We start from the raw sequence: 23,320 nt of genomic DNA, 5'->3' as shown, positions 1-23,320 counted from the left end.
CATCCCAACAATCTTCAACATAAGAATAAGACAGATTGAAGGATATTCGATAGAGGAACATGAATTTATTAAGTTGTCATATAATAAATTCCTGAGAAATCTCACCATGGATTGCAAAGAACTCCATTTAATTCCAAATATTATTTATTATTTGAGATTTAAAAATAGTGATGCACGATGTCTATCATCTATATAATTTACATATATGGGGACATTTGTAAGGGTGGTTCATATACACTGTCATAAATGGAAGCCAAATGGAATTTAAAATTAACCCCTGAGGCTAAATCTTTCTAATCCTTTCAACCATATTTAGTTTATCCTGTAAAAGATAATTTTCTATAAATTAGACTGTTATGTTTTTATAAATTTCGTTCTGACATTTCGACTCGTAAATTATTAACTGCTAAACTTACCAGCATCGTCGACTATCTTAGTAACATCGTTTAATAAGATTGAAAGGATAGTATTTTCCTAAATTTGACTCTTATTTATTTCAATTTTGCGCTAACCTTAATTATGTGACTCATACTGTAAATAGCAGGACATCTCTCTTCAGCCATAAGAATCAGTTCTCGAATTTTTTGGTCATTTGTAGTATTATCCCCTTCGTGCTCATTTTTACCAATATCAATTTCAAAATTTATCCCTTCTGTAATAGGTTCATCTGAAATATCAAATGTCTTGGCAAAATTAACGTTACATTCTGCATTTATTCGTAGTTTATTGAGTTTGATTCCATGGCTTGATAAAATACTTACTAATGTGGTAATAAAACAAGAGGTTATTCCTACCACACAATATCCCATAGGTCCCAATCTGTTACCACTGCCTCCTAAGAAGGACGGCGAATCTATTTCAATCACTTCTTTACCTTTCTCATATGCTAGTTCTGTTTTGAATTGGTATCCTTTTTGAATGTCAAAATTCCATTCCCCTTCCAATCTTATTGGTTTCTTTAAAAATTGTGGGTCTTTATGTCCACTTTCTATGGTTTTTTGTATTTTGTCAAGGTCGATATTATTCATTATATTTGACATGGTAGTGTTATATTCTTACAATTATTATTTAATGAAATCTATCTTTAACAACCTTTTGAATAAATCAGTGCTGCCTTTCACGGTTATTCGGGTCTGTTGTGATTCTATTACTAATTGAACTAAAGAATATCCAAAAAAACTATATCCGGATTTAAATGAATTAAATCAAAGTGGATCGTGCAACAGAGAGGTGCATCTTATATAATTTGTTCTTTCTGATGACTTATGCAGAGTGAAAATGACGATACGTCAACTGGAAGTATATATTATAGAATATTATTTTTTCTGTGGCAAGAAGGAGAGAAACAATGACTGATCACAAGATCGGAACACGAGAAGAGTGGCTCGCCGGCCGGCTGGAGCTACTCAAAGCCGAGAAGGAGCTAACCCGGCGTAGCGACGAACTGGCACAATGGCGGCAGAGGCTACCGTGGGTTCGAATTGACAAAAAGTACCTTTTTGAGACTGATGATGGCACTATGTCTCTAGCCGATCTATTCAGAGGACGCTCGCAGCTTCTCGTTTATCACTTCATGTTTGGTCCCGACTATACGGGTGGCTGCCCCGCATGCTCTGCCATCGCGGACGGCTTCAACGGATATGCCGTGCATCTAGAACACCACGATGTAGCAATGATTGCTGTCTCACGTGCCCCACTCGCTGCGCTTCAGGCCTATAAACGCCGTATGGGCTGGACGTTTACTTGGGTGTCATCTCTGGACAGCGACTTTAACTACGACTTCAATACGTCCTTCACAGAGGAGCAACAACTCTCCGGCAGTGTAGATTACAACTACCGCGCACTCAGCGCGATCTCAGACTCTGAGGCAGGCTCAAATAAGTTCGCGGCCATGAGTGGCACTGACATCCTAACCTACACTCGTGAGGCACCAGGTATGAGCGCGTTTGCATTTTCTGATGGTGTTGTCTACCACACCTACTCCGCCTATGCGCGAGGCCTTGATGCGCTATGGGGGATGTATCAGTGGCTCGACCGGGCGCCGAAGGGGCGCAACGAAATGGGACTGTGGTTTTGTCGACATGATGAGTACGACATGCGAAACGAACCATCTTAATGATGATAATCAGGCAGGGCCGATGATGGACAGGGTAGTAAATTTAAATTGTGACAGTGTTGTGGTTAGAGCCAAACCATCTTGTCTAGTGATAGCAGAGGCATGTCTATATTCAATAACATTGCACAAGTATGATCTGGCAATGCTTTTTCTTTTACCATGCGTGCTAATGCAGCATACTTCTTTTGATCGTTAGTGGGTTTACTCTTCATTAAAAGTAAAAAGGGCCATTACGTTAAGCCTTTGGATTGTGTTTCTCTATTATATGAACGAATCCACAGAAAGATGAATAAGATCTATCGAACCATCGAGAATCATTTTTAATAAAATGTTATTCTGCAAAATAAATAGGAGCATCATTAATTGAAGAATCATATTATATTATAAAGTGTAAAATAAAGAAAACGGAATCTCAGGAACATCTTTATTTATTGATGAAATCATAGAAGTCATAAGCTGTTAGTGATTAGATTATCTGGCGGATGTATTTGTATTAGAGTTTGTATTATTAGAGTAAGTAAGCGTATTTTCAGATGGTGGCCTAACATTCTCAGTATTGGTAACATTGTACACCGGATTAGTGGGGGTGTTCGAGAAACAGTTAGACCTGGATACATTTATTCCCGTATCTGGAGTACACTTTGCTTGAAGAGTCTGGGCGGTTACATTACTATGGGTCAAATTAAAAGACGAAATACCTAAAAATCCTGTAACTATAATTACCAGAACCAATTTTATGGATATTTTATGAAAATGTATGTAATGCAGTTCTGATTTGATATTTGAATTCCTCATTTATGGCTTTAGTATAGTATAGTATTTAACATTCAGTATTAGACTAATTAATTAAAAGTCAATTTAAAAGAATGTGGGTAGTATGGTATTTATTACTTATAAATATTGGACTGGTATTAACATCGTGTTTACAACCTGGACAGTTATTCCAGCAGTTTAAATCATGAAATAACATGATAGATGTTCTTCTATCTTTCAAGTTGATTACTATTTAATGAATTATAAAACGAGTAAACAACGATACCGTTATTATTATTAGATATTACTAAATTTCCTACTCACTAGTTTTACTATTTCTCACTTAACCTAGATTTTGGTAAAACTAGACATAAAAAAAGGAAGTTATGTGTCGGTTCCATTTAGCGCTTGAACAATTTCGTGTTGGGATGTATAGGGTTCTGGAAATCCGATTCTATCGTCTGGACATTCTAGTCCACCAATCAAAGCCATTCTCTCAACTCCATTGGAGATTTTTACAGTAGAGTTATCTGGAGGAACATCCTCACCTAAAATTGGATTACAACTAACTGTGTTATCGAAACTTGTTCCGTTCATGTCTCCATATACTCTAAAACTAAATGTTGTTGGAATTGTAGGATAAAATGTCTCTGATTCATATACACCCAGTTCTCCAAATGCTGGATCTAGGTTTGATGATAAGGTTTTATTTCCAGCCATTATGTCTACCTTTAATGAATTTTCAAGTCCTGTAATTGGTTGTGTACCATTTGCTTCTGCATTAGTTGGATCTGTCATATTTGGTGAGACAACTGTTAATACTATGTTCGTCTTGTCATCAACAGCGACCGGTTCATTTGCCCATTCCACCTCCATAAGATAGTCTTTTCCATTTATAAAGTACAGAGATATCTGATGTGCAAATGAGGATTGTAAAGTAGGCAAAACTAGTAAAAGTGTTGAAATTCCAAAACAAAGGACCAGATTCCTGAGAATTTTATTGGTCAATGTTACCTTTAATATGTTAAAAGAGTATATAACCAATCTTGTTAAATCATCGAAGTAAATAAATTGGGACAAAAAATAGAATTGCTTTTTTTATCCTTCATCAAAATGGAGAATTGGATTTGGACCTAATACAACCACGCGTATTAGCGGATTTATATTCATAACTAGAATTACATTTGAGGTAACACATAAACTGGTCTTCTTACTTGTATTGGGCTACAAATATTTTCTCACACATTTCATTTTGTCAGTATCTACGCAGTCTTTCTTCCAAAATATTTGTCTGGTATAATCTCTGGTATCAAAACTAGTAATAAAAGAAATAGACTAGCAGGCAAGTATATAAATGAAAATCCTATAGCTACCGAGTACGTTAATATCGTGGCTACTACACGTCTACTGGAGCTTTTCTCAATCAAAGCCTGTACCGACTTGTCCACTAATTCGGGGTGATGTTTGACATAGTAGTATATTGCATATATTAGTAAACCTGCAAGAATTGCATTGAATGAAAAGGCGAAGATCGAATTTTGACTATCCATATACTGTGTAAGCAAAGTAGTCGAGAAAGGTATTAATCCAATAATCATTAGAAAAGAGATGTTAATCCAAATCAAAGGGCGATCTACAGAAAGTATCCAACGGAAAATTCTATGATGCGCAACCCAAAAAGCACCAAGTGTTGAAAAGCTAATCACGTAAGCTAGGAAATCAGGCCATAAATCAACAAATTTAGCAGCAAGTCTATCTGATGCGTACTCTCCCCCTTCAAATAAAATGAGTTCCGGGACGCTGATGTTGAACACCAATATTGTCATAATTATTGCAAAAACTCCATCAGTAAGAGATACAAGTCGTCCCTTGTCAAAATCTAAAGTCTTTTTTTCAAAATCCATTCTAAATCAATCATGTAATAGCAAGGAAAAATATGATAAGTGAGAGTAAAATTCTGAATCAAAATAAGAGCGCATGCGAATATATAGGTAAAGTCATACTTATTAATAAATTAGTAGTCATAACATGATAGTTAGAAAGCAAGATTTGATACTAACGTCCACAATCTGACCTAAAGTAGTCTGTAGTTTAGCCTACAGATGTATACATTCCCATCAAAGATTAGTTTCAATATATCAATCAACTAATCCGTGTTCAACCATACATTAATATTTTCAGTAGTAAAGTTATCATCAATTAGTGTTCTTAGAACCGACCAATTATGCCCTTCATTAAATGGACTTGGTTACACAATGTGGATATATCATATAATTAGAGGTTATTATTAATTGGCCTTATGCATTTAACTATAGATATATCATTAGATGATGCCTATCTCTTTTATGAATACAAGAAAACGGAATACCTTCAAAGTCTGTATGAAATCAAAATTGCTAGAGTGGTAACATTTAAACTAGAACCTCAAATTGATTCACAAAACAACGTTGAAACGGCATTACTTTTGAAAAATCATTTTTTTATTATGTGGTCAAACAATACTGTTTAATGAGTTCTGAAAATCCAAAACAGAAAAAAATAGAGAATTGAAAAATGTTTGTGGCCACTATGTTAGTTATCTAGCTTACATAGGTGCTGTTGAGTTATCTGCACCAGTAACATTTCCATCTGTTGCAGTCATGTTTAATGACATTGGATCTGTTGTAGAACCCATTTCACTATCTGGGGTAGTTGGAGCTTGGGCTATTGCTGCTGATGTAAAAGTGCCCGCCATTAAAGAAGCAGTTGCAAGAATACTTGCGATTGCAAATAAGTAGATTTTATTCATGCGATTTTACTGTATAATTTATATCATATATTTATTATCTAAAATGATACTATATTTTTATGATGTACTTCTTATATAGTATGTTTGAATAGTGGAACACTTCAGAAAATAATTGATTGGAATATTATGAAGAACGGTTATGAATTATATCTGTTAATTAATCCTAATGTGTCCACTGCGAATGTTTATTACTAATAATTGGTTCTATTGATATATTAGTTATTTGCATATCTTTATCAACTATTCAAGAACCATACATTGCTACGATACTAGCATTTGCTATTCGCTAAATTAATTATATATTAAAATGAAACCTTGTTCTTATTTCACAAGGTCTAATAAATGAAAGATATGCCTGCTAATGATTTAATGATAGGAGCTAAAAATAAGCATCAAAATACTAATAATATATATAATATGTCAACAGTTGCTCATTCTGAGCGCATCCAAACTAAATATCACAATAGAGTGTAAAAAAAAGGTAATCATCCAATGTCCGTTTCGATAGCCATGACAAACTTATACTCAAGTATTTCATTTTACCTGATAGATAAGATCTTAATATCAGAATCTCATTTAATAGATAACTAAAATAGCTTTAATATCACTCATATGAATAATAATTACAGAATGAGGTAAGATTGAAGTGAATTTTATTGTTCCTTATATTAAAAATAATCCAAATAATGCTTCCATTTTTTGCTGAATCTGATTAATACTATCTACAACAAACCACATAAAATACTAATCCCTTTTTATCAAAATATGGTTACATCTATTGTCATAGATGTGAGCTATTGCAAATTATCTTATTTATGTAATAACTTAACAGAATTTACAGAAGAGAGCGTCTTAATTAGTAACACGAAGATCTAGATATTTTCTGAGTGGACAGGGGTTACAAAGATATGTTTAATAGAAATACCATTAATTCACAGGGTAGTAGCATGAATCTTGAGAAGAATCCTAGTACTGGCAAGATCTTGGAACTTTTCGGACCAACTGTAGAATTTCTAACATCTCCGCTGGACACTAAAAGTGACTTCTGTATTCTAAGAGGGATAATACCTGACGATGTTTATGTTCCCCTTCACTCTCATGCAGATACAGAAGATTTTTTTGTTATCTCAGGCGAATTAGACTGCTTAAGAAAAGAAAACGAGGATCACAAATGGATCAAAGCAAATACGGGTGATTACATTCATGTTCCATGCAATGCGCCTCACGCATGGCGCAACGTATCGGGTTCAACCACAATCGTTCACATTCTAACGACAAAGAAGATGGGAAAATTTTTTCAAGAGATTGGAAGGTTAAAGAACAGTACCTTCTTTACCTCCCCCAACACCAAAAGATCTTGCTCATTTCTCCGCAGTGAGCAGAAAGTATGAACATTGGAATGCATCTCCTGAAGAGAATGAAATGGTTGGTATACATATGAGTTTTTAATCTTTATGTATAATTATCAAAGCTCAAGTAATTTGATAAAGATTGTGAAATGCATTGTATCACTCAAATTGACCAAATTATGAATGTCCATTATATCAAAAAAACTCTTCATTTAGAACAGAATACTGAAACTAAACCAAGAATCCCCGTAAGATAAAAGTATACATTTCAAGATCGGTTTTCTGGATTATTCTTTAGAGCGAGACTAATATCGCCTTTAGTTTGTTTGAAATGCGAATGAATGTATCTATGATTCTTAAACAAACCATTTCGACCAAAAGGTATTATCATCAGGAGACGAGTCAATTAGATAATCTGGCTGCTTATCAAGAAAAGTATCATTTACCCTAATCATAACTGCTGTTGTGTAATTGAAATCGAGGATACCGCCAATGAAATTAGGATCGATTGTAATCTCCACTTTATTACCAGTCATTTTGTCTATTCTTGATAAGGGAAATGAATATTCGTTATTGATATTATCATAGATTGCCAAATACCATCCTTTAATATTAAAATTAGATTCGCTGCCAAAGTTTGGGATAATTATGGTAAAGACCTTATTCTGGTTATTTACTGGATCAAGATGACTTATTAGCCAAAGATATGTTGATTCATACTTTTTATTTTGATTTGGATCATCATCCAGATTAATGGTGAAAACCAAATCATTGTTATACATCTTGCTAATCTGGGTGGAAACAATGTCATAAAATCCATGGATTTCAGGCATTTGAGTAGTCTTATCAAGAGTAATGAGATGAGTATCATATCTGGCATCTACAGTATTACCGATTAGGACTTTGGTCAAATTTTTTGAATTGATTAGGAACGGCAAGTCGCTATTAGCATTATCATTATCATTATTATTGCAATCAATACTGCAAATAGGGTTAGAATATAATTTGGTGTTAGTGGTAAGAAGAAATGAAGTAAGAATTGATATTGAAAAAGAAATTATGGTGAGTAAAGTGATTATTGATTGTTGACTTTTCATAGTACAGATAATAATTTAGCATTGAAGTTCGAGATTAAGATTTTCCCTGATAACAAATTGCGATGAATACCTCAAAGAATTATTGCCATAAGTAAATTCAGATCCGTGATTTCGATGTCATATACATCAAAAGGAATTCCTAAGATCAGGTTTCATCGAAAAATTGAATTCGGAATATATCACTAATCACTATCACTTATTATCTTTAACAATAATCTAGATAGTTCTTCTGGTGCCGTAATCATAGAATCATGACCTCTTCGAAGTTCAAAATAACCCCAGCTGTCTGTTTCTTTTGACCTCATACTATGAAACATAGAATCTCCGAAATCAGTACATATGATATAAGTTCTTGATAACCTCTTGGATTTGATTTCTTGGATCGATAACGCCTCATCATGAGTATGGAAAGGCATTGGACATAAACGACTTTTCATCCAATTAAAATCATCTTTATTAGTAACTCCAAATTCCTCCGGTGTGTAGGAGAGTACAAGCCAATCTTTACTTTCTTCTCTTAATCTTCTTTGCTCATAAATATCTCTTAAACCAGGTATTAGATCAAATCCACTCTTACCATCTTGTGGAATATATGCGTCAAGAAAAATCATGGATTTGATCCTATTAGGGATTTTCTCTGCTACGCCGCCAATGACCATCCCTCCATAGCTGTGACCTACCAAGACAACATCACAAAGATCTTGATACTCAAATACTTGAATTATGTCATTAATATGGGTAGATAAATTAATAGATTCATATAATATATGACTCCTTTCGCCTAAACCGGTAAGTGTAGGAGTATAGATTTCATGATCGTAAACCTTTAGAAAAGGTTTCATCTTATTCCAACACCATCCTCCATGACAAGAACCATGGACTAAAACAAGTGATTTATCAATGGAATACGTTGACAATGCTTTATTATTATTGTATAAATATTTAAGAATAATTAGTATTATGGTTATTGGTAATCTAATTAGAAATAGTACGATATCATGCGATTTCTACATTAATGAATTTTCAAATACAGGCATGATAATGGCAGAATCCACATTAAAGGACCGATATTGTCTTGAAGGCAATTGCTAAGGATGAGGAGCTAATCCATTATAGATGATAAAGACAGATCATAACAAAATTTGCACGATGTTGCAACTACAATTTTTCAACTAAAATTTTACTTCTATCAAGTTAACCTTTGAATAGAATAGTTTTTAGAGGATTCATTGATTCAATCATTTATTCATACAGGTAGGCAAACTTCCACCATGACTTTCACGGTATTCCTTTAGCAATTGATCCTTTACATGTAGGGCGTTTTCCGTAATCAAATAACTAAATCTCCTTGCTTTGCTTATGCAAGGATCTGATAACGATTCTAAAAGAGATTGTTTTAGGTTGGCACTACTTCCAATAAATAGAATTTTCATGTTTGCATGAACCTTAAAGACTCCGGGTTTGTCAAGCGTAGTAGTTGCATCGATATTAGAGTGATCAAAATCTAACCATTCGGACCAAACATCTCCTCCTTTTTCTTCTTTGTTGTTCATATTCTGCAATTAACTTTAAATGAATACGTATAAAAAGAATTCAAGATTTAATGAAATGTCAAGCCAGGTTAAAATCTAATCCAAAACATAAACTTCTAATGAGGTTAACAAAAATGTTCTAAAGGCAACATAAACAAATCAATCGTTTGTAGTAGAAACGCAACGGAAACCATCCGGCCAGTATCAAACTCGAATAGAAGATACGACTAGTTGATGATTTATAGAAATCTGTTATTTTAAATGAACCTCCTAATGGAACCCACAAGAGGGAAAGTTTGACCATTTTCCACTAATAACTATTATTGAAATATTAGTTAATCATAATCATTAAGTATCTTTTACAGCTTTAACAACATTAAATGATGAGGATAGACACAAAAGTTAAGACATGAAAGCACGTCCTCAAGATTCAACAATATTTAATTTGGTTAGTGCTTCATTCATTCATGTTAAAGAAATGATGTTAAATGAAGCCATAAAGAAGGAAGGAAATTTTATCTACAAGTATGCAAGTTATCTTTTATGAAAATTATTAGTGCTACTTCCGAAATTCCTAGTATGACCAAAGAAGAAGCAGAGAAATTTCTTGAAAGTAAATTGAATTTGCAGTTGGCCACTATCGATGAACACGGTGATCCAAATATCCAACCTGTCTGGTTTTACTATGACAAAGATGGAGAAAAACTCTGGATAAACACTTCTAAATTTGCTAAGAAAACTCAAAATATTCTAAAGAAATCAACTATTTATTTTTCAATAGACGATGAAAATCCCCCAGTTAGAGGAGTTAAAGGTAAGGGGGTTGCAACCATAGTAGATGATTTAAAAACAGTCATTCCACTAGGAGAAAGAATTAGTTTGAAATATCTTGGTACGCTAGATCATCCAATAGCAAAAATGATTGCCGAAGATTCAAAGAAGGGAGGAGTTGTACTTGTTGAAATTAATCCAAAGTTCCTTTCTACTTGGGATTATGGTAAAATGCAGTTTTGACTTACTTATGATAAGGTTTATTCTCTATTGTTTTGGTAATAAAATTCTAGATCAAATATGTCTATTAATGGATTATATTAGTTAAACTGATGTACCGGTTTAAAAATATCATCAATAACCGATTTTTGATTGACATTAAAATCCGGATAATTTAACTACTAATTCTTTTTGGATAAACCTATCGAAAGATATGACATTCATCTTTTATATTCAAAATCCCCACGAGAGGACCGATATAGTCTTGAGGTCTACCGGTCCTACTATAATTTTACTACATATTAAGCCACATAGTACAGCTTAAACGATTAATTAGATTCTCAATAAAATACTTTGTACCATCTGAGTGTTCAGTAGTTAAGACAGACAGGCAGGCAGATTAATAAAATTACATGCTGGATAAACATAAATTGTAATTGAGGATCGGTATAGAATTTGTAAAAAAATAAATAGGCTTATCTGGTCTATACAGAGTATTTTAAGGCTTTTTGTTCTTAGGATAATTTTCGATTTGTTTTTTTGATTTCATTGCAACTAAAAGCCCTAATAGGACGATAAACGCTATTTGAAAGACTTCGATAGCAATTGCTGTATCTCCAACCATTCCTGCCCTACCTGTTATTGGATTTTCCGGTATCCTAGTAATAACCCATATAAGTACAAATGCAATCGTTCCTACTATGCCAATATAATCCCATATTTTACCCCAATTCTTTACTGTGGGAATTATCCAGAATATTTGCGCTAATCCGCCAACTAGAAACAAAATAGTCATTTGAGTGTTAAAAGCCGGCAGCATATTTAGATGAAGAATGCCTGCGATTCCTGTACATATCGCCGCCACTATGGAAATTAACAGAATCTTGTTCATTACTAGTACAAAGTTATAAAACTATATAACGTATTAATAAATACTTTTTACAAAATTAGAAAAATGAAAGAGGTATCTCCTTAGACCTTGATTATCCCTTACTAGACTCTCTTCTTAGATCAAAAAATGAGAATCTAGATAAATGATAAATAGGAATTTCCCTTAAGTAATACTTACACCTGAACCTCAAAGGATGAAACTCAAGTCTCATCACTTTTGCGCATAGTGTGCCAGAAAAGTAGTAAAGGCTACATTCATGTGATAAGCATCTTGACAGTTGAGCTAATATGGGTCATGATACCACAATCTGATGACCATGATGACAGCAAAAAAATAGATAGGTAACACTCCAATCTATCTTACCATTCTTGCATGAGAGAAAGATACAAAAGCATGAGAAAGTTCCCCATATGAACTTCTAATTGATGCCATTACTACTTTTTTTCTTTTTTTATCAAGTGTCATACCTTAGAAATTACATAAACTTGACTAATCCGATGTGCTTTTAGAATTTCTTTTAACTTTAAAATTCATATCATGGATCAGCCATATGTACTATAGCCAGAGTGATGGTCGATATACTTGAACTGTCTCAATAACCTGCTAGCAAATTTATTTGAATTTATGAATTAAGATGAATCTAAGAAGAAGTAGAGGATGAGCTAGACAATAGCACCACGGCCCTACCCAAATTATTATTTATGTCTTCTATATGTGATACTAGTTCTTCGCTTGGTACACCATCTAGAATCATCTGTCGTAGTTCCTCTCTCATCATGATCTCCGTAGTCTCCATTAAAGGTTTATCTTTTTCTGCTAAAGGAGTTTCAATATATTCATAATTATCTAGTATGAAGAGGTTGCAAGTTCTTCCGCATCAGTATAGTTCTGATTATTATATGCATCTATAATTTGATTCAGTAAATTTCTAATCTTTGAAATAAACTGAATCGGTGTTGTTGGTTCTATTGAATTCTCAGTTTGGTCGGATACTATTATAGTATTACTATTATTAGTAGAATTTTGACCTGTCTATTTTAGATTCAATAGAGAATCATTTTGTGTGTCATCGACTATTTGAGCATATGAATTTTTGAAATCCAAATAATACGCCTAAAGTTATGAATATAAAAAAGAGATTGATAATAATCTTGGCAACCCATATTCACTTCCCTTATCCAATAAAGCCATTTGTGGCACCACAATGTCATTTTACGGTAATTGCTAATGTTTATTTAAACTATTATGTCATTTACATTATCTGAGAATTATTCAACTACGATTCTAATTATTGGTAAAAACTGTAATCAATATCATCTCAATATTTCATTCTAAATTAGCTTATCTCTGAATTTTGTTCCTATAAATTTATCCATATAAATGAATTTTCTTTGGTTCCTGTAATAAAGATACCAAATAGAAGGAATATCTAGATGTCACTTCTCAGGTGTTATGGTATGAAGAAGATAAATTTTTCCATCAGACAATAAATCAAGTAATTTCGGTTGGTTCATCTTGATATTAAATCCTGGCATACAGATAATATATCGAGCATTGAGAAAGTATTGAGAAAGTATTGAGAAAGTATTGAGAAAGTATTGAGAAAGTATTGAGAAATCCTATTTATTTTTGATCCACTAAAATAGTAATTCTCACCTAACCAGTCAAAGATACTTTCTATTCATATATTTAGACCTTCATCTAGTTTCTTACAAGATGTTCTTTATCTCTTTGATATTGCCAATTTGTCTTTGTTACAGACAGTTTCCAATAAAAAATTTTTAACATTTTTTTTTTGTATGATTTCTGTAAGTAATTTGGTCATTCCGCTTGATCCTTTTCTCCATATTGATTTTCTTATCAATATTGAGTACGAGAATTAGGAATAAATTTTAGAATGAAGATGTGCGATTAATTATGGTGAAGCATTTTTTTATCTCGATCCTTATCATGGTTCTTCTTATAGGTTATGAGGTACCTCAACACTTAGGTACTCATCAAGACGCTTTGGCTTGGAGTACCCTTAGATCCGACAAGTGCAAAATAAACCTCGATTATCCTACAAATTTTACAGTCGAAAAAAACACATATAATATTGAAAGCTACGTTGATTTCTCTATATATTCAAATGATCCATATATTAAAGTAATAGTTGATTGTAACAATTTGGATGAACCATCATCAGAAAACAACTATTCAAAAAGTATTTCAAAAATACAAGAAAATTTGTTAGGTTATGATGATTTTGTGGTAGAAGATGTTAACACCACCAAATGGAATGTAGACGGGTTAAACACTGTTTCATTTATCTATGCAAGCGGGGAGAGTGCACACACTGGTACGGTGACAACAAATGAAGTGATCTACATTCCTTATAATAACGGGACTATTACAATTAGATTCATAGCATTGTATTCAGATTTTGATTCGGTTCAAACACAGGAATTAGAAAAAGAAATGATAAACTCTATGAAGTTCCGTTGATCGATTGGAGTCTGGGTCTAATTTTTGATTTCGCTTTTACCACAGGAATAATGATTTTTTCACTTATGACTATCTCAGAATTAAGAACCAATTTCAAAACAAGAAAATTTATTTTTGTTATTGAATACATCCCATGATTAATGTAAATTTGAAACGAAGAAAAGAAAAGACAGGCTACCTAGACATTCTACCTAGACTTCTCTATATGGATAACATGAAATGATAATTTAGATCAAAAATAAATAGGATTTTTTCTTCGATTATGTTACTCAGACCTCGAAGGGTAATCCACAAGTCTCAGTCTTGAATACTGCAAGAAAAAGGTAATAAGGCTACAATCATGTGATAAGTATCCCAAAATAGGACTTAAAATGAAAAACGAGAATTAAATCGTAGATGACAATGATTAATTTGGTGAAGGGATGGAGGTAATAATGACATTGGCATAAATGGCATCCTACCCTTCAAAAAAAGGATACAAAAGTATGAGAAAGTTCCCCATGCGAACTTCTAATTGATGCTTTTGTTATTTCTTTTTCCTGCTTTAATTCTTACTATCCTAGAAATTCTGATAGTCAAATTCTAAAATGAAATTGACACTAATCATAGGTAGTCTTGTTACACTATGTTATATCAATGACTGCCCAAAACTCTAACGATTCATCCAATTGTTTAAACAAATATTACAAAGCATTCATGAGAAAACTGGCAATAGCCTTTAACAGGTTAGGTGGTAAATAATTCTCGCGGTTGATAGACACCATAATATAAAAATATCTCTGATCATAATTTATTCACCTTATTAAAAGTCTATAAAACTAATCATGAAGAAAAAAATGGCTCTATTAGTATAGTTCTTTCCTTTGTGCTTCAGCAAAAATTAGCTATTTAGTTGGAAAAAAATATGGTATATAAATTAAGTTGTTTTTATTACTTTTCTAAAATGTTCCAGGTTCTTTGCCATTTCTTCTTTGAATGACTCTTCCGTATACCCATGAACTTCTATCCCATGTTTTTTCGCATTTTCCATCAATTCTTCTTCTGTTTGGCCATACATGGTATGTGTACACACAGGGTCTCCCGCATCCTTGCAATTGAGGCTTAATGTCATAAATTGTAAATGCTATGCATTAAGTTAAGGATATCTATCAACTTCCAAGTTTGAACGGAATCACTCATGAAAGACTGACACAGTCTTGATATATCGAGCTAGTTTCACGTATTGATAAATCAGATCAAAAATTCCAGAAACAGCTATCAAATAATGATAATGAAATTAATAGATATGTTAAGTTGTGAGCTACGGATAATAATAATCCTGTCAATTGGACTTTTTCTACTATTATTATATCACATTAAATAACCCCATCCATCCTAAATCTGAAAATTCATTAATATGCGAATGGAACATGTATTTTCCAGGATAATGATAATTGAATTCCAATATGCCTCTGTCACCTTGACCTAGTGTCACTATGTCGTTTTCAAAAGAAGGTTCTTTAGAAGTTCCACTGGGGTAGTATTTGTACATATTTCCATGCAAATGAAATGAATTGACTTGGTCAAACTCTAACATATTAATCAGGTAGATACGATAGTTCGTGTTCATGTTAATAGGAATGGGGCTTTCCACATAATCAAATGCTTTACCATTAGCTGTATAGACTTCATTTCCGTGTTCAAATTCTTGTGGCATATAGTCTCCTATTACTTCTTGAGGAGTTGGAATATGACTGGGACCAATTCCTTCTTTTTCATAGTCTAAATCATATCCGTTCATCATCATTACCGTCTCAGTCATATTTTGTCTGGGTGTCTTTGGATCAATAATAAAGGCACCATACAAACCTTTGTTGATGTGCTGATCAATTGGAGAAACATGACAGTGATATGGATAAACACCATATGGCTGGGCTGTAAAGACATAGGTAAAGTTTTGACCGGGTTTAATATATCCCCCAGGTCCATCTATTCCATCCATATTAGAAGGATGTGTGGAATGTAAATGCAGTGAATGCGTGTGGTTGTTTTCTTTATTGTTTATTACATTTATTTTCACTAAATCGCCTTCTGTTACCCGCATAGTGGGACCAGGTATAGTACCATTAAAAGTCCATGCATCAAAAAATGTTAACCCATTACTTGCAATCGGTATGGATTGATTTTCCTCTATAATCAAAGTAAATTCCCTAACTGTTTGATTGATTCTGTTATCATCAGTTGTACTGCTATTTGACTTTACATGCCCACAGTTAAAAAAAGTCAAATATTCTATTGAAGATGGTTTCTTATCGATATCAAGACTACAATTCTTAATCTTGTCATACTCCTCAGTAGAGAGTAAATTCTTGTTGGTACTACTGCTATTATTATTGGGGGCAACAAGAGAACTACCGTTAACTAAATTACTTTGTAAACCTGGAAGAGAACTAGGATTTAAAGTAGAATCTATCTGTGAATTCTCATTGATTGGACCTTGAAAAGTCGTCAAATTATTATTGGTTGCCATTATAGGATGAAGCGAATAAGATAAAAAAGATATAGCAATGAAAGCTACTAACAATAGGATAAGATTCATTGGCAAAAAATTTGGATTTCGCATAAATAAAACCTTTGATTTATTGCGACATCATATTATATCATATCATATCATATCTTACTACTTATATGGCAACTTTTCACCTATATCTTTTAATGCCGAAATTGCAGTATCAACGGTCATGCTTGGACCTGCCGTCCATTATGAGGTTGACCACATGAAATCAATCCTTGAGCCATCGCGATGATATCAATACAAATAAATTGTAAATAGCATTACAGATACAAAAATCAAATACTTCGCTGGAAGGAAATTAAGAACTGTTATTGGATAATATTTCATCTTTTCTATTAAAGGATGAAGGTAAGGTATCTGAATTTACCATTAGTAATTAGTTAAGTAATATTACCATCTTAACATACTTGTTGTTATTTTCGAATTTACAACAATATCATTTGTGATTCAAAAAGTTTTATCTCGTTCAAAAAGAATATATTTATAGTCAGATCTTTATACAAGACTATTGGACAATCATGTAGATTCTAATTACTCCGATCCGGACCAAAAACGCTGTATTGTGATTATAGATGATGAGATAGATCTGCTTACTGTTTATAAGAAAGCATTGGAAATGTCCGGATTAGTTGTTTCGTCTTTTTCGGATCCGATAAAGGCACTTGATGAGTTTAAGATTAATCATTCCAAATATAGTTTAGTAATGACAGATATTCGCATGCCTAGTATGAACGGATATGAATTAATCAATCAGATTAAAAAAATTGATCCTTTTGTAAAAGTAATCTTTATTACTGCACAAGAGGTTTCTAAGTCAGAGATAATGTCAAAATTGGATGATGGAATATCGATTGACGAATATATTAGTAAACCGGTATCGTTAGAAAAATTGAATCAAGCAGTATTTTCAGTAATCAAAAGTAACCGATAAAAATTAGATATCAAAGATTCAGAAGCACTTTTAATTGCATCAAGTTATCATCAATCAGCATACAAAAATCAATCTAGAATATTTTTTCATTTAATGATGGTGCAGGACAAATAGGAATGGTAAAAACAAAAGTAGCTCCCCTTTCACCATCGTTATTCTGTGCCCATATTTGGCCCCCATGTGCACTGACAATGTTCTTACAAATGTATAATCCTAGCCCTGTTCCCTTTACTGATTTAGTAATAAATTTTGAAAATAATTTTGGTAGTATATCTGGATCGATCCCTGCTCCTGTATCTTTTATTGTAACTTTTGCAAAATCTAAGTTATTGAATCTATACTTATTTAATTTTACAATAATTTGCTCATTCAGACTTGTAAACTTTATTGCATTATCAATTAAATTTGTAAGAACTTGTAAAATTCGCGATTTATCAATTTCCACGACTAATTTTTGGGTCGGTAGAGAAGCGCTCTTATTTGGTTCTATAACCTGATCCTCATGGAATATCAGTTTTACAATTTCATTTCCTATATTTTCATTCGTTTTGGGATCTGAAGTATATTTTTTACCATTTATCAAAAGCTGGTTATTAAAGTCGACAATACTATCGTATAAAAATTTTCTCATATCAATGGGTTCCTTATCTAATATGAGAGAGTTTGATTCTATTTTTGTAATATCTAATACATTATTTGTAAGCTTTGATAGCTTATTGGTATTTCTGATGATAATGTCCAAAAGTTCGTTTAGATGTGCAGGATTTACCCTTACCTCACCGCCTGGCTCGTCTAGAGCCATCTGATTCAGAATAGATTTCATAACTTGAGACATCATTAAAATAGGTTGCAAAGGATTTTTTAATTCATGAGCAGCTATGTGGATAAAATCATTTTGAAGCGACTCACTCTCTCTTAATTTTTCATTTGCCTTCTTTAAATTTATTGAAATCTCTGTTTGATTCCACAGGTTCTCAAAGAATAAGACATATGATAATACACCAGCCTTACTATTCGAATAAGTCGATAAACCAATAGCATCATAAAATGAATCTTTAGAATCATCCCTTAGCTCCATGACTAAGGAAATCTTTTTGTCAACAATCAAAATTGTTGATCGGGTTTCAAGAAAGCTTTCAATGTCTCTATATTCGATGTTAGTGAGTTTTAATTCGTCAAAATTCTTCTCCAATTTTAACTCTTCAATAATTCGTGAAATCCTATGATCGGAAGGAATCAGTGCTTTTAATTTTACGCCATTGATTTTTACTGTTTCAAATATGGAGGAGATTAACCCTACTTTATGTTGTCTGATAAATGCCCCGGTAGATGGAAATATGATCATTATCTCTTTCTTAGAAGATTGTACTATGGTATGATAAAGATCAAGGACATTATTGGATCTTGATATAATATCTATCCTTTCAGGATCATAACCTAAGTCAATATCATTAATGAGATCTCCTACATCTATTCCGTTTTTCCACAAATCTTCAAATATGGTTTTATAATGTCTAATATACGAAGGGTCGTTACTTACTAACATACTAGTAATTAATTTATCGTATTCTGAAGTATGGTTACCTTCAATATTTGAAAGAAAAATTTTATCCGTAACCAAATAATTAATTATAGGGAGATTCTTGATGCTTCTTATTTTAATCCCCATATCCATAAACAATCTCAATAATTCAACATCTTCCTTTCCATTAACTGAAACAATCCATCTAATCCCTTCATGGTGTTTATTATCGTATCTATCCATCATCTTTTGATATACAATAAAAAGTGACCGATATGCTAACTTAAGCATACTAATATCAGAACAAATCAGCACTTCATCAGAGTTCTCGGCTAAACTATTAATATTTTCATAAATCTCATTCCAATTATCTATTATCTTAGTAGAGACTCTTTGGTAACCTTGTTTGATTTCTCTTATTCTTAGCTCCGCAGGAATAGCTTTGTCCCACAGGCTTTCGAAAACCTCTTGTTGCTGTTCTATGATTTCCCTAACATTGCTATAAATGAGATGTGCAACTGGTTGAGCTTCCTGCAAATTTGCGGTTGCTATGTACTCTTTTTCAGTTACAGCCATGCCACCTTTGGCATTATCGACATGACGAAGTTCTGCAATTTTCATAAATTCTTGACAATATTGCATATTGTTGTTATTTATTTCAGTAATAAATCTTATTTTGACTCCTCTCTTATTAGCTTCTTTAAATCCCTTTCTTATTGGATCCACACCCATTCCAATGGAAGGACCTTGAGAATTGGTATAATTATCCCATTTTAGTGATGTGTTGCTTAAAACTTTTAGAATCATGTAAGTAGTCTTCTCGGTACCATATATCACCTCAGTTCTTTCATCTAGTTCATTAGGCTTATCCGTTGGACTTAAAGGGGTGGGTTTATAATCTCTAGTATTATCCTCACTATGATCATCTTTGTCATCTAGCTCTCGATCAAACATATCTGAACCACCGGGATGAATTTGTGCTGTATGTAAGATGACTCACGATATTGTATTTGAATTAAAATCTCCAATATATAAGACTTTATTTAATTTTTATTAATTTCTTAATTGTAAGAATTATCGCAACTTGTCTACCCATCTAACGTCTAGTCAACAAAAGTATTTGGATTCACAGCCCTCTGTTGCCTTCAGACAAGCGGGTACCGACTATTGATTCAAATGACCTCTCACAGGAATTGAAACAAAATGGTACTAAACATAATAACAATTATAGTGATCTTACTGCTAACGCAGTTTACCAAATATTACTTTAAAAGTATAAATAATCATATTCAAAAAAAGTATATCAAATGTTTATTTGCTATTTTGATTGGATCCATGTATATATCATTGATTGGTTTTAGTTACAAATTTTTCAAGTCCTTGAGAATGAATATTAGTCGTCTTAACCATGTTATAGAAACTTAAGGCTAAAATCTGACGGATGATTAATACTCATTCCGTTTGCTATGGGTATAATAAAAAGAAGCTTAGAAATCAAAAATTCTTCATTCCAATGTATTCTTTTTTGCAATATACTTGTATTATATCTATTATTTAACCCACCAAGGCATTTAATCACTAGGGTCCAAATAAATCCTGGCTGTGTAAGAGATTAGATGAAAGAAGAAGATAAATAATTCTCCCGCAAAGTCAGGAACAACTATCAAAAATATCGATGTCAAAGTGAAAAACCAAGTCGATCGACAGATAATAATCGAATTCTTTGATTATTTACATTCTCTAAACATCTCAAAAACTATCAGACTGGTTTGTTAAAAGTATTAAATTTTTAATAATCGAGTAGAAAAGACTCAACCATGGCAAATGATCATTACACAAATCTATCCAGAAATCATTTTATGCAAATAATAATAGTTATGATTATGTTTTTATTTTAATCTGTGATGGTAGCAGAATGATAAGGGGCTCCACATTTAGGACACATTGCATGATCACAAAGACATTCTTTGCAGTAATCATTACTTGCCTCAAATTCAGTTTTATCTCCTTTATAATAACATATCTCGCATACTAATTCCACCATTGTTATAAAGTTAAGTTGTCGCAACTTAATAATTTATTCATGATTTACATAGAAGGAAGGTCATTGACAATTAACTTTTCTTGATATAATACCTCCTATGGGCATTTTTGACTATAAAAAAAGATAATTGAAATTGTATATTCTCAGCGGGATATAGGTTGTTAACAGATTAATAATCTTGTATTTTTATTTTCTAATTAATTGTATTTTCTATTACTCTATTATCAATGTCTTGATTTATTGCATTATTAATTAGATTACCAAAAAAACACTTCAACTAAACAATAAAAGAAAGATCTCATAAATCAGTGGATTAGGAACCGGTGTTTCTTATGTCACATATTTTTGCTAAAGTGTTGCTTGTCAGTGTAGTTTCTTGACTAAAAATAAAATAGCTCCTATTGGTATGAAAAGAACAAAAAGTAGTAACAAATAAGGAGTATCTTCCGTATATAAGTGGCTCGAAACTAAAAGTATTCCATAGATATTAATCACTATTGAAGGGGCAACTAGTGCTACTATTAATAATTCATAATACTTTGTAATCACAGATGATTTACTCGTTGGAGATCCTTGATCTGATACCGCTATTGTTTTAGCTGCACTCTGAATTCTTAATCCCAAAATAAAAGACGATGTTCCTATCAGGAAAGAAACTGCAGTAAGAATATTACCAGTAAGTCCAGGAACAATAGCTAGCGGCGCGCCTGTCCTTGTTTGTGATTGTGATTGTATTTGCTGTTGTGCTTTTACAATATATTCATCGTCAAACGATAGTAAAGAGAGGAATATAAGTAGAAATGTAAATGTCAACAAAGAAAAAAACATTAAGTTCATTAAATGACTAGCCAACAACATTATCGACATACTCACAAATTTATTCATTCTGAAAGTACGGTAGAAAATGAATGTAGAATTATCCATAATTATTCAAAATGTGTGATCATATTGCTAAAACAGCAAATTGATGGAATAATAGGTTTTTAGAATGTTTATAACTTTAACATCCTAACTATGACCCCTCAGGAATTATTATTTATCTAACTTCTTTTCTAATTAGAATTGCAAAAAAAATTAATTTATGCCAAAAGTTTTATCTAATATTTTGTCTGTTACCGGTATCTACCATAAATCCCTTTTTCACCTTAATTGAAAAATAACAAATCATTATCATCCATTAAGGTCTGCGGGAGGATCAATGTCAAAAATTATTTACCGAAGGAAAAAGTGTAATCTATGTTAGATCAGAAAAAACATCATTATTCCATATTGGCGAAATTTAAATACCAATGCTTCTAGAGGAATGATAATGAAAACCATTTATAAAATGATTCCACCAATTTTTTTGCTGGCAGTTTCTGTTTCTATGTTTGCAACATTTAATTTGAATCAGGTTCTTGCTCAAAATCCTTCTAATCTTGACCCTACTGTCTTGAAAGGAGCCATCTCGGGCCACTCAAATAACGGCAACACAACAGAACCAGCATGGATAATGAGCGGAGTGTATAAATTTGCTGATGTTAATGCATCTAATCCTACATTAAACGCTACTTTCTATATGATCAGGCTTGACGGTACAGCAGAGCATACTCATTCAATATACGATTTGAAGTTATCTGGAGATCCAGTTATTGACAGCGATTCCAACTCTACGACATATAATGGAACTACTACAGTCACATTAAAGGATGGACCAGTTTCTAATGTACCAACACAAATAAGTTTACTAGATGATAGTGCGATAGTCATTACTGTTGAAAGTAATTTAACCAATAAGCACTTTGGAAGTACTCCGATTTATGGAACTCAGCATCTCATCTGTGTAGAAGTTCCAGACCTATGTAAATAAACCTATAAGGTTTATTACTTTTTTGTGCTAATCGATTAACAATTTCAGTTCAGCATTTTCTCTTTATTTTCAACCTACGATAATAGCCTGATCAGTGGGGCATTTGACCGAACATCTTTAGTCCATATAACAGGAGTAGGTGATAACCTAGTGATGCGTGGTTTACAGGACAATGACTATAATCATAATTTTTAAGCATAATATCATTCAAATACCAGTAAAGGATCAGAACAGCTCAATTTAGAAAACAAACCGTCCCTCGACGACAGTATGTCAGTAATGTCCTAATTAATCCTTTTAATAGTGAAAATATCTTAACACAGGACTATGCTAGATATGGCAGTAAGATGCTTCTAATTTATCAAGATTTTGTCAAATTGAACTATTTTTTACATTTTATGAAAATAAATGTACAATAA

At 32.6% G+C, this 23,320-nt stretch carries 23 protein-coding genes; 7 read left to right on the top strand and 16 right to left on the bottom strand.

Translation table 11 applies throughout. The annotated features are described in order from the left end of the window. Positions 1–491: 491 nt before the first annotated feature. Positions 492–1,040, bottom strand: coding sequence for an OsmC family protein (locus AAGU22_RS00690; RefSeq protein ID WP_458720338.1), 549 nt, complete (start codon positions 1,038–1,040; stop codon positions 492–494). Between the two features lie 308 nt (positions 1,041–1,348). On the opposite strand from AAGU22_RS00690, the gene AAGU22_RS00685 reads away from it, so the two are divergent. Beyond that, complete coding sequence (locus AAGU22_RS00685) at positions 1,349–2,116, top strand: DUF899 domain-containing protein (RefSeq protein ID WP_458720337.1); 768 nt, start codon at positions 1,349–1,351, stop codon at positions 2,114–2,116. Positions 2,117–2,181: 65 nt separating this feature from the next. Here AAGU22_RS00685 and AAGU22_RS00680 read toward each other — a convergent pair whose 3' ends face one another. The 4 genes from AAGU22_RS00680 to AAGU22_RS00665 all read right to left on the bottom strand — a co-directional run bounded on the left by AAGU22_RS00680 (position 2,182) and on the right by AAGU22_RS00665 (position 4,773). Next, positions 2,182–2,328, bottom strand: a complete 147-nt coding sequence (locus AAGU22_RS00680) for a hypothetical protein (RefSeq protein WP_458720335.1) — start codon at positions 2,326–2,328, stop codon at positions 2,182–2,184. A gap of 259 nt (positions 2,329–2,587) precedes the next feature. Further along, positions 2,588–2,911: a hypothetical protein gene (locus AAGU22_RS00675; protein ID WP_458720334.1), complete on the bottom strand. Its 324-nt coding sequence runs from the start codon at positions 2,909–2,911 to the stop codon at positions 2,588–2,590. A gap of 342 nt (positions 2,912–3,253) precedes the next feature. Continuing rightward, positions 3,254–3,877, bottom strand: coding sequence for a hypothetical protein (locus tag AAGU22_RS00670; RefSeq protein WP_458720333.1), 624 nt, complete (start codon positions 3,875–3,877; stop codon positions 3,254–3,256). 254 nt (positions 3,878–4,131) lie between these two features. Beyond that, the gene (locus tag AAGU22_RS00665; RefSeq protein WP_458720331.1) at positions 4,132–4,773 is read right to left on the bottom strand and encodes a TMEM175 family protein; all 642 of its coding nucleotides are present in this window, start codon (positions 4,771–4,773) and stop codon (positions 4,132–4,134) included. Positions 4,774–5,168: 395 nt separating this feature from the next. On the opposite strand from AAGU22_RS00665, the gene AAGU22_RS00660 reads away from it, so the two are divergent. Then, complete coding sequence (locus AAGU22_RS00660; RefSeq protein WP_458720329.1) at positions 5,169–5,378, top strand: hypothetical protein; 210 nt, start codon at positions 5,169–5,171, stop codon at positions 5,376–5,378. A gap of 75 nt (positions 5,379–5,453) precedes the next feature. On the opposite strand, the gene AAGU22_RS00655 is transcribed toward AAGU22_RS00660, so the two are convergent. Beyond that, the gene (locus AAGU22_RS00655; protein ID WP_458720328.1) at positions 5,454–5,657 is read right to left on the bottom strand and encodes a hypothetical protein; all 204 of its coding nucleotides are present in this window, start codon (positions 5,655–5,657) and stop codon (positions 5,454–5,456) included. Positions 5,658–6,565: 908 nt separating this feature from the next. On the opposite strand from AAGU22_RS00655, the gene AAGU22_RS00650 reads away from it, so the two are divergent. Then, a complete protein-coding gene (locus tag AAGU22_RS00650; protein ID WP_458720326.1) occupies positions 6,566–7,048 on the top strand; it encodes a cupin domain-containing protein in 483 nt (160 codons plus the stop codon). Between the two features lie 314 nt (positions 7,049–7,362). Here the strand turns inward: AAGU22_RS00650 and AAGU22_RS00645 are convergent, their stop codons facing one another. The 3 genes from AAGU22_RS00645 to AAGU22_RS00635 form a co-directional block, all read right to left on the bottom strand. Then, positions 7,363–8,103 (bottom strand): hypothetical protein, encoded by a 741-nt coding sequence (locus AAGU22_RS00645; protein ID WP_458720325.1) that lies wholly within the window; start codon positions 8,101–8,103, stop codon positions 7,363–7,365. Between the two features lie 182 nt (positions 8,104–8,285). Continuing rightward, positions 8,286–9,020: an alpha/beta hydrolase gene (locus AAGU22_RS00640; protein ID WP_458720324.1), complete on the bottom strand. Its 735-nt coding sequence runs from the start codon at positions 9,018–9,020 to the stop codon at positions 8,286–8,288. Positions 9,021–9,341: 321 nt separating this feature from the next. Next, on the bottom strand, positions 9,342–9,656 hold the full coding sequence (locus tag AAGU22_RS00635) for a hypothetical protein (protein ID WP_458720323.1): 315 nt from the start codon (positions 9,654–9,656) through the stop codon (positions 9,342–9,344). A 522-nt stretch (positions 9,657–10,178) separates the two neighbouring features. Between AAGU22_RS00635 and AAGU22_RS00630 the strand changes: the two genes are divergently transcribed. After that, positions 10,179–10,649, top strand: coding sequence for a pyridoxamine 5'-phosphate oxidase family protein (locus AAGU22_RS00630; protein ID WP_458720322.1), 471 nt, complete (start codon positions 10,179–10,181; stop codon positions 10,647–10,649). Positions 10,650–11,124: 475 nt separating this feature from the next. Here AAGU22_RS00630 and AAGU22_RS00625 read toward each other — a convergent pair whose 3' ends face one another. After that, a complete protein-coding gene (locus AAGU22_RS00625; protein ID WP_458720321.1) occupies positions 11,125–11,517 on the bottom strand; it encodes a hypothetical protein in 393 nt (130 codons plus the stop codon). Positions 11,518–12,157: 640 nt separating this feature from the next. Then, positions 12,158–12,292 carry a hypothetical protein gene (locus AAGU22_RS00620; protein WP_458720320.1) on the bottom strand — a complete coding sequence of 45 codons (135 nt, stop codon included), beginning with the start codon at positions 12,290–12,292 and terminating at the stop codon, positions 12,158–12,160. Positions 12,293–13,467: 1,175 nt separating this feature from the next. Here AAGU22_RS00620 and AAGU22_RS00615 point away from each other — a divergent pair. After that, a complete protein-coding gene (locus AAGU22_RS00615; RefSeq protein ID WP_458720319.1) occupies positions 13,468–14,001 on the top strand; it encodes a hypothetical protein in 534 nt (177 codons plus the stop codon). A gap of 916 nt (positions 14,002–14,917) precedes the next feature. Here AAGU22_RS00615 and AAGU22_RS00610 read toward each other — a convergent pair. Both AAGU22_RS00610 and AAGU22_RS00605 read right to left on the bottom strand, forming a co-directional pair. Beyond that, on the bottom strand, positions 14,918–15,112 hold the full coding sequence (locus AAGU22_RS00610; RefSeq protein ID WP_458720318.1) for a DUF1059 domain-containing protein: 195 nt from the start codon (positions 15,110–15,112) through the stop codon (positions 14,918–14,920). Between the two features lie 234 nt (positions 15,113–15,346). After that, positions 15,347–16,579, bottom strand: a complete 1,233-nt coding sequence (locus tag AAGU22_RS00605) for a multicopper oxidase domain-containing protein (RefSeq protein ID WP_458720317.1) — start codon at positions 16,577–16,579, stop codon at positions 15,347–15,349. A 484-nt stretch (positions 16,580–17,063) separates the two neighbouring features. On the opposite strand from AAGU22_RS00605, the gene AAGU22_RS00600 reads away from it, so the two are divergent. Next, complete coding sequence (locus tag AAGU22_RS00600; RefSeq protein WP_458720316.1) at positions 17,064–17,486, top strand: response regulator; 423 nt, start codon at positions 17,064–17,066, stop codon at positions 17,484–17,486. A 73-nt stretch (positions 17,487–17,559) separates the two neighbouring features. On the opposite strand, the gene AAGU22_RS00595 is transcribed toward AAGU22_RS00600, so the two are convergent. The 3 genes from AAGU22_RS00595 to AAGU22_RS00585 form a co-directional block, all read right to left on the bottom strand. After that, on the bottom strand, positions 17,560–19,962 hold the full coding sequence (locus tag AAGU22_RS00595; RefSeq protein ID WP_458720315.1) for an ATP-binding protein: 2,403 nt from the start codon (positions 19,960–19,962) through the stop codon (positions 17,560–17,562). A gap of 940 nt (positions 19,963–20,902) precedes the next feature. Beyond that, on the bottom strand, positions 20,903–21,052 hold the full coding sequence (locus AAGU22_RS00590; RefSeq protein WP_458720314.1) for a hypothetical protein: 150 nt from the start codon (positions 21,050–21,052) through the stop codon (positions 20,903–20,905). A gap of 363 nt (positions 21,053–21,415) precedes the next feature. After that, a complete protein-coding gene (locus AAGU22_RS00585) occupies positions 21,416–21,889 on the bottom strand; it encodes a hypothetical protein (protein ID WP_458720313.1) in 474 nt (157 codons plus the stop codon). 472 nt (positions 21,890–22,361) lie between these two features. Between AAGU22_RS00585 and AAGU22_RS00580 the strand changes: the two genes are divergently transcribed. Then, positions 22,362–22,901, top strand: a complete 540-nt coding sequence (locus AAGU22_RS00580; protein ID WP_458720311.1) for a hypothetical protein — start codon at positions 22,362–22,364, stop codon at positions 22,899–22,901. Positions 22,902–23,320: the final 419 nt, after the last annotated feature.

It is taken from the genome of Candidatus Nitrosocosmicus sp. R, assembly GCF_054408505.1.
Note: the sequence above shows the minus strand (reverse complement) of the source record. Positions and strands in the feature narration are given on the sequence as shown.

Bases quoted from the DNA above. Each gene is read 5' to 3' on its own strand.
- AAGU22_RS00655 (WP_458720328.1), bottom strand. From the start codon at position 5,657: ATGAATAAAATCTACTTATTTGCAATCGCAAGTATTCTTGCAACTGCT.
- AAGU22_RS00685 (WP_458720337.1), top strand. From the start codon at position 1,349: ATGACTGATCACAAGATCGGAACACGAGAAGAGTGGCTCGCCGGCCGG.
- AAGU22_RS00605 (WP_458720317.1), bottom strand. From the start codon at position 16,579: ATGAATCTTATCCTATTGTTAGTAGCTTTCATTGCTATATCTTTTTTA.
- AAGU22_RS00625 (WP_458720321.1), bottom strand. From the start codon at position 11,517: ATGAACAAGATTCTGTTAATTTCCATAGTGGCGGCGATATGTACAGGA.
- AAGU22_RS00615 (WP_458720319.1), top strand. From the start codon at position 13,468: ATGGTTCTTCTTATAGGTTATGAGGTACCTCAACACTTAGGTACTCAT.
- AAGU22_RS00675 (WP_458720334.1), bottom strand. From the start codon at position 2,911: ATGAGGAATTCAAATATCAAATCAGAACTGCATTACATACATTTTCAT.
- AAGU22_RS00595 (WP_458720315.1), bottom strand. From the start codon at position 19,962: ATGTTTGATCGAGAGCTAGATGACAAAGATGATCATAGTGAGGATAAT.
- AAGU22_RS00660 (WP_458720329.1), top strand. From the start codon at position 5,169: ATGCATTTAACTATAGATATATCATTAGATGATGCCTATCTCTTTTAT.
- AAGU22_RS00645 (WP_458720325.1), bottom strand. From the start codon at position 8,103: ATGAAAAGTCAACAATCAATAATCACTTTACTCACCATAATTTCTTTT.
- AAGU22_RS00665 (WP_458720331.1), bottom strand. From the start codon at position 4,773: ATGGATTTTGAAAAAAAGACTTTAGATTTTGACAAGGGACGACTTGTA.
- AAGU22_RS00610 (WP_458720318.1), bottom strand. From the start codon at position 15,112: ATGACATTAAGCCTCAATTGCAAGGATGCGGGAGACCCTGTGTGTACA.
- AAGU22_RS00650 (WP_458720326.1), top strand. From the start codon at position 6,566: ATGTTTAATAGAAATACCATTAATTCACAGGGTAGTAGCATGAATCTT.
- AAGU22_RS00690 (WP_458720338.1), bottom strand. From the start codon at position 1,040: ATGTCAAATATAATGAATAATATCGACCTTGACAAAATACAAAAAACC.
- AAGU22_RS00630 (WP_458720322.1), top strand. From the start codon at position 10,179: ATGAAAATTATTAGTGCTACTTCCGAAATTCCTAGTATGACCAAAGAA.
- AAGU22_RS00585 (WP_458720313.1), bottom strand. From the start codon at position 21,889: ATGAACTTAATGTTTTTTTCTTTGTTGACATTTACATTTCTACTTATA.
- AAGU22_RS00620 (WP_458720320.1), bottom strand. From the start codon at position 12,292: ATGAGAGAGGAACTACGACAGATGATTCTAGATGGTGTACCAAGCGAA.
- AAGU22_RS00635 (WP_458720323.1), bottom strand. From the start codon at position 9,656: ATGAACAACAAAGAAGAAAAAGGAGGAGATGTTTGGTCCGAATGGTTA.
- AAGU22_RS00580 (WP_458720311.1), top strand. From the start codon at position 22,362: ATGAAAACCATTTATAAAATGATTCCACCAATTTTTTTGCTGGCAGTT.
- AAGU22_RS00590 (WP_458720314.1), bottom strand. From the start codon at position 21,052: ATGGTGGAATTAGTATGCGAGATATGTTATTATAAAGGAGATAAAACT.
- AAGU22_RS00680 (WP_458720335.1), bottom strand. From the start codon at position 2,328: ATGAAGAGTAAACCCACTAACGATCAAAAGAAGTATGCTGCATTAGCA.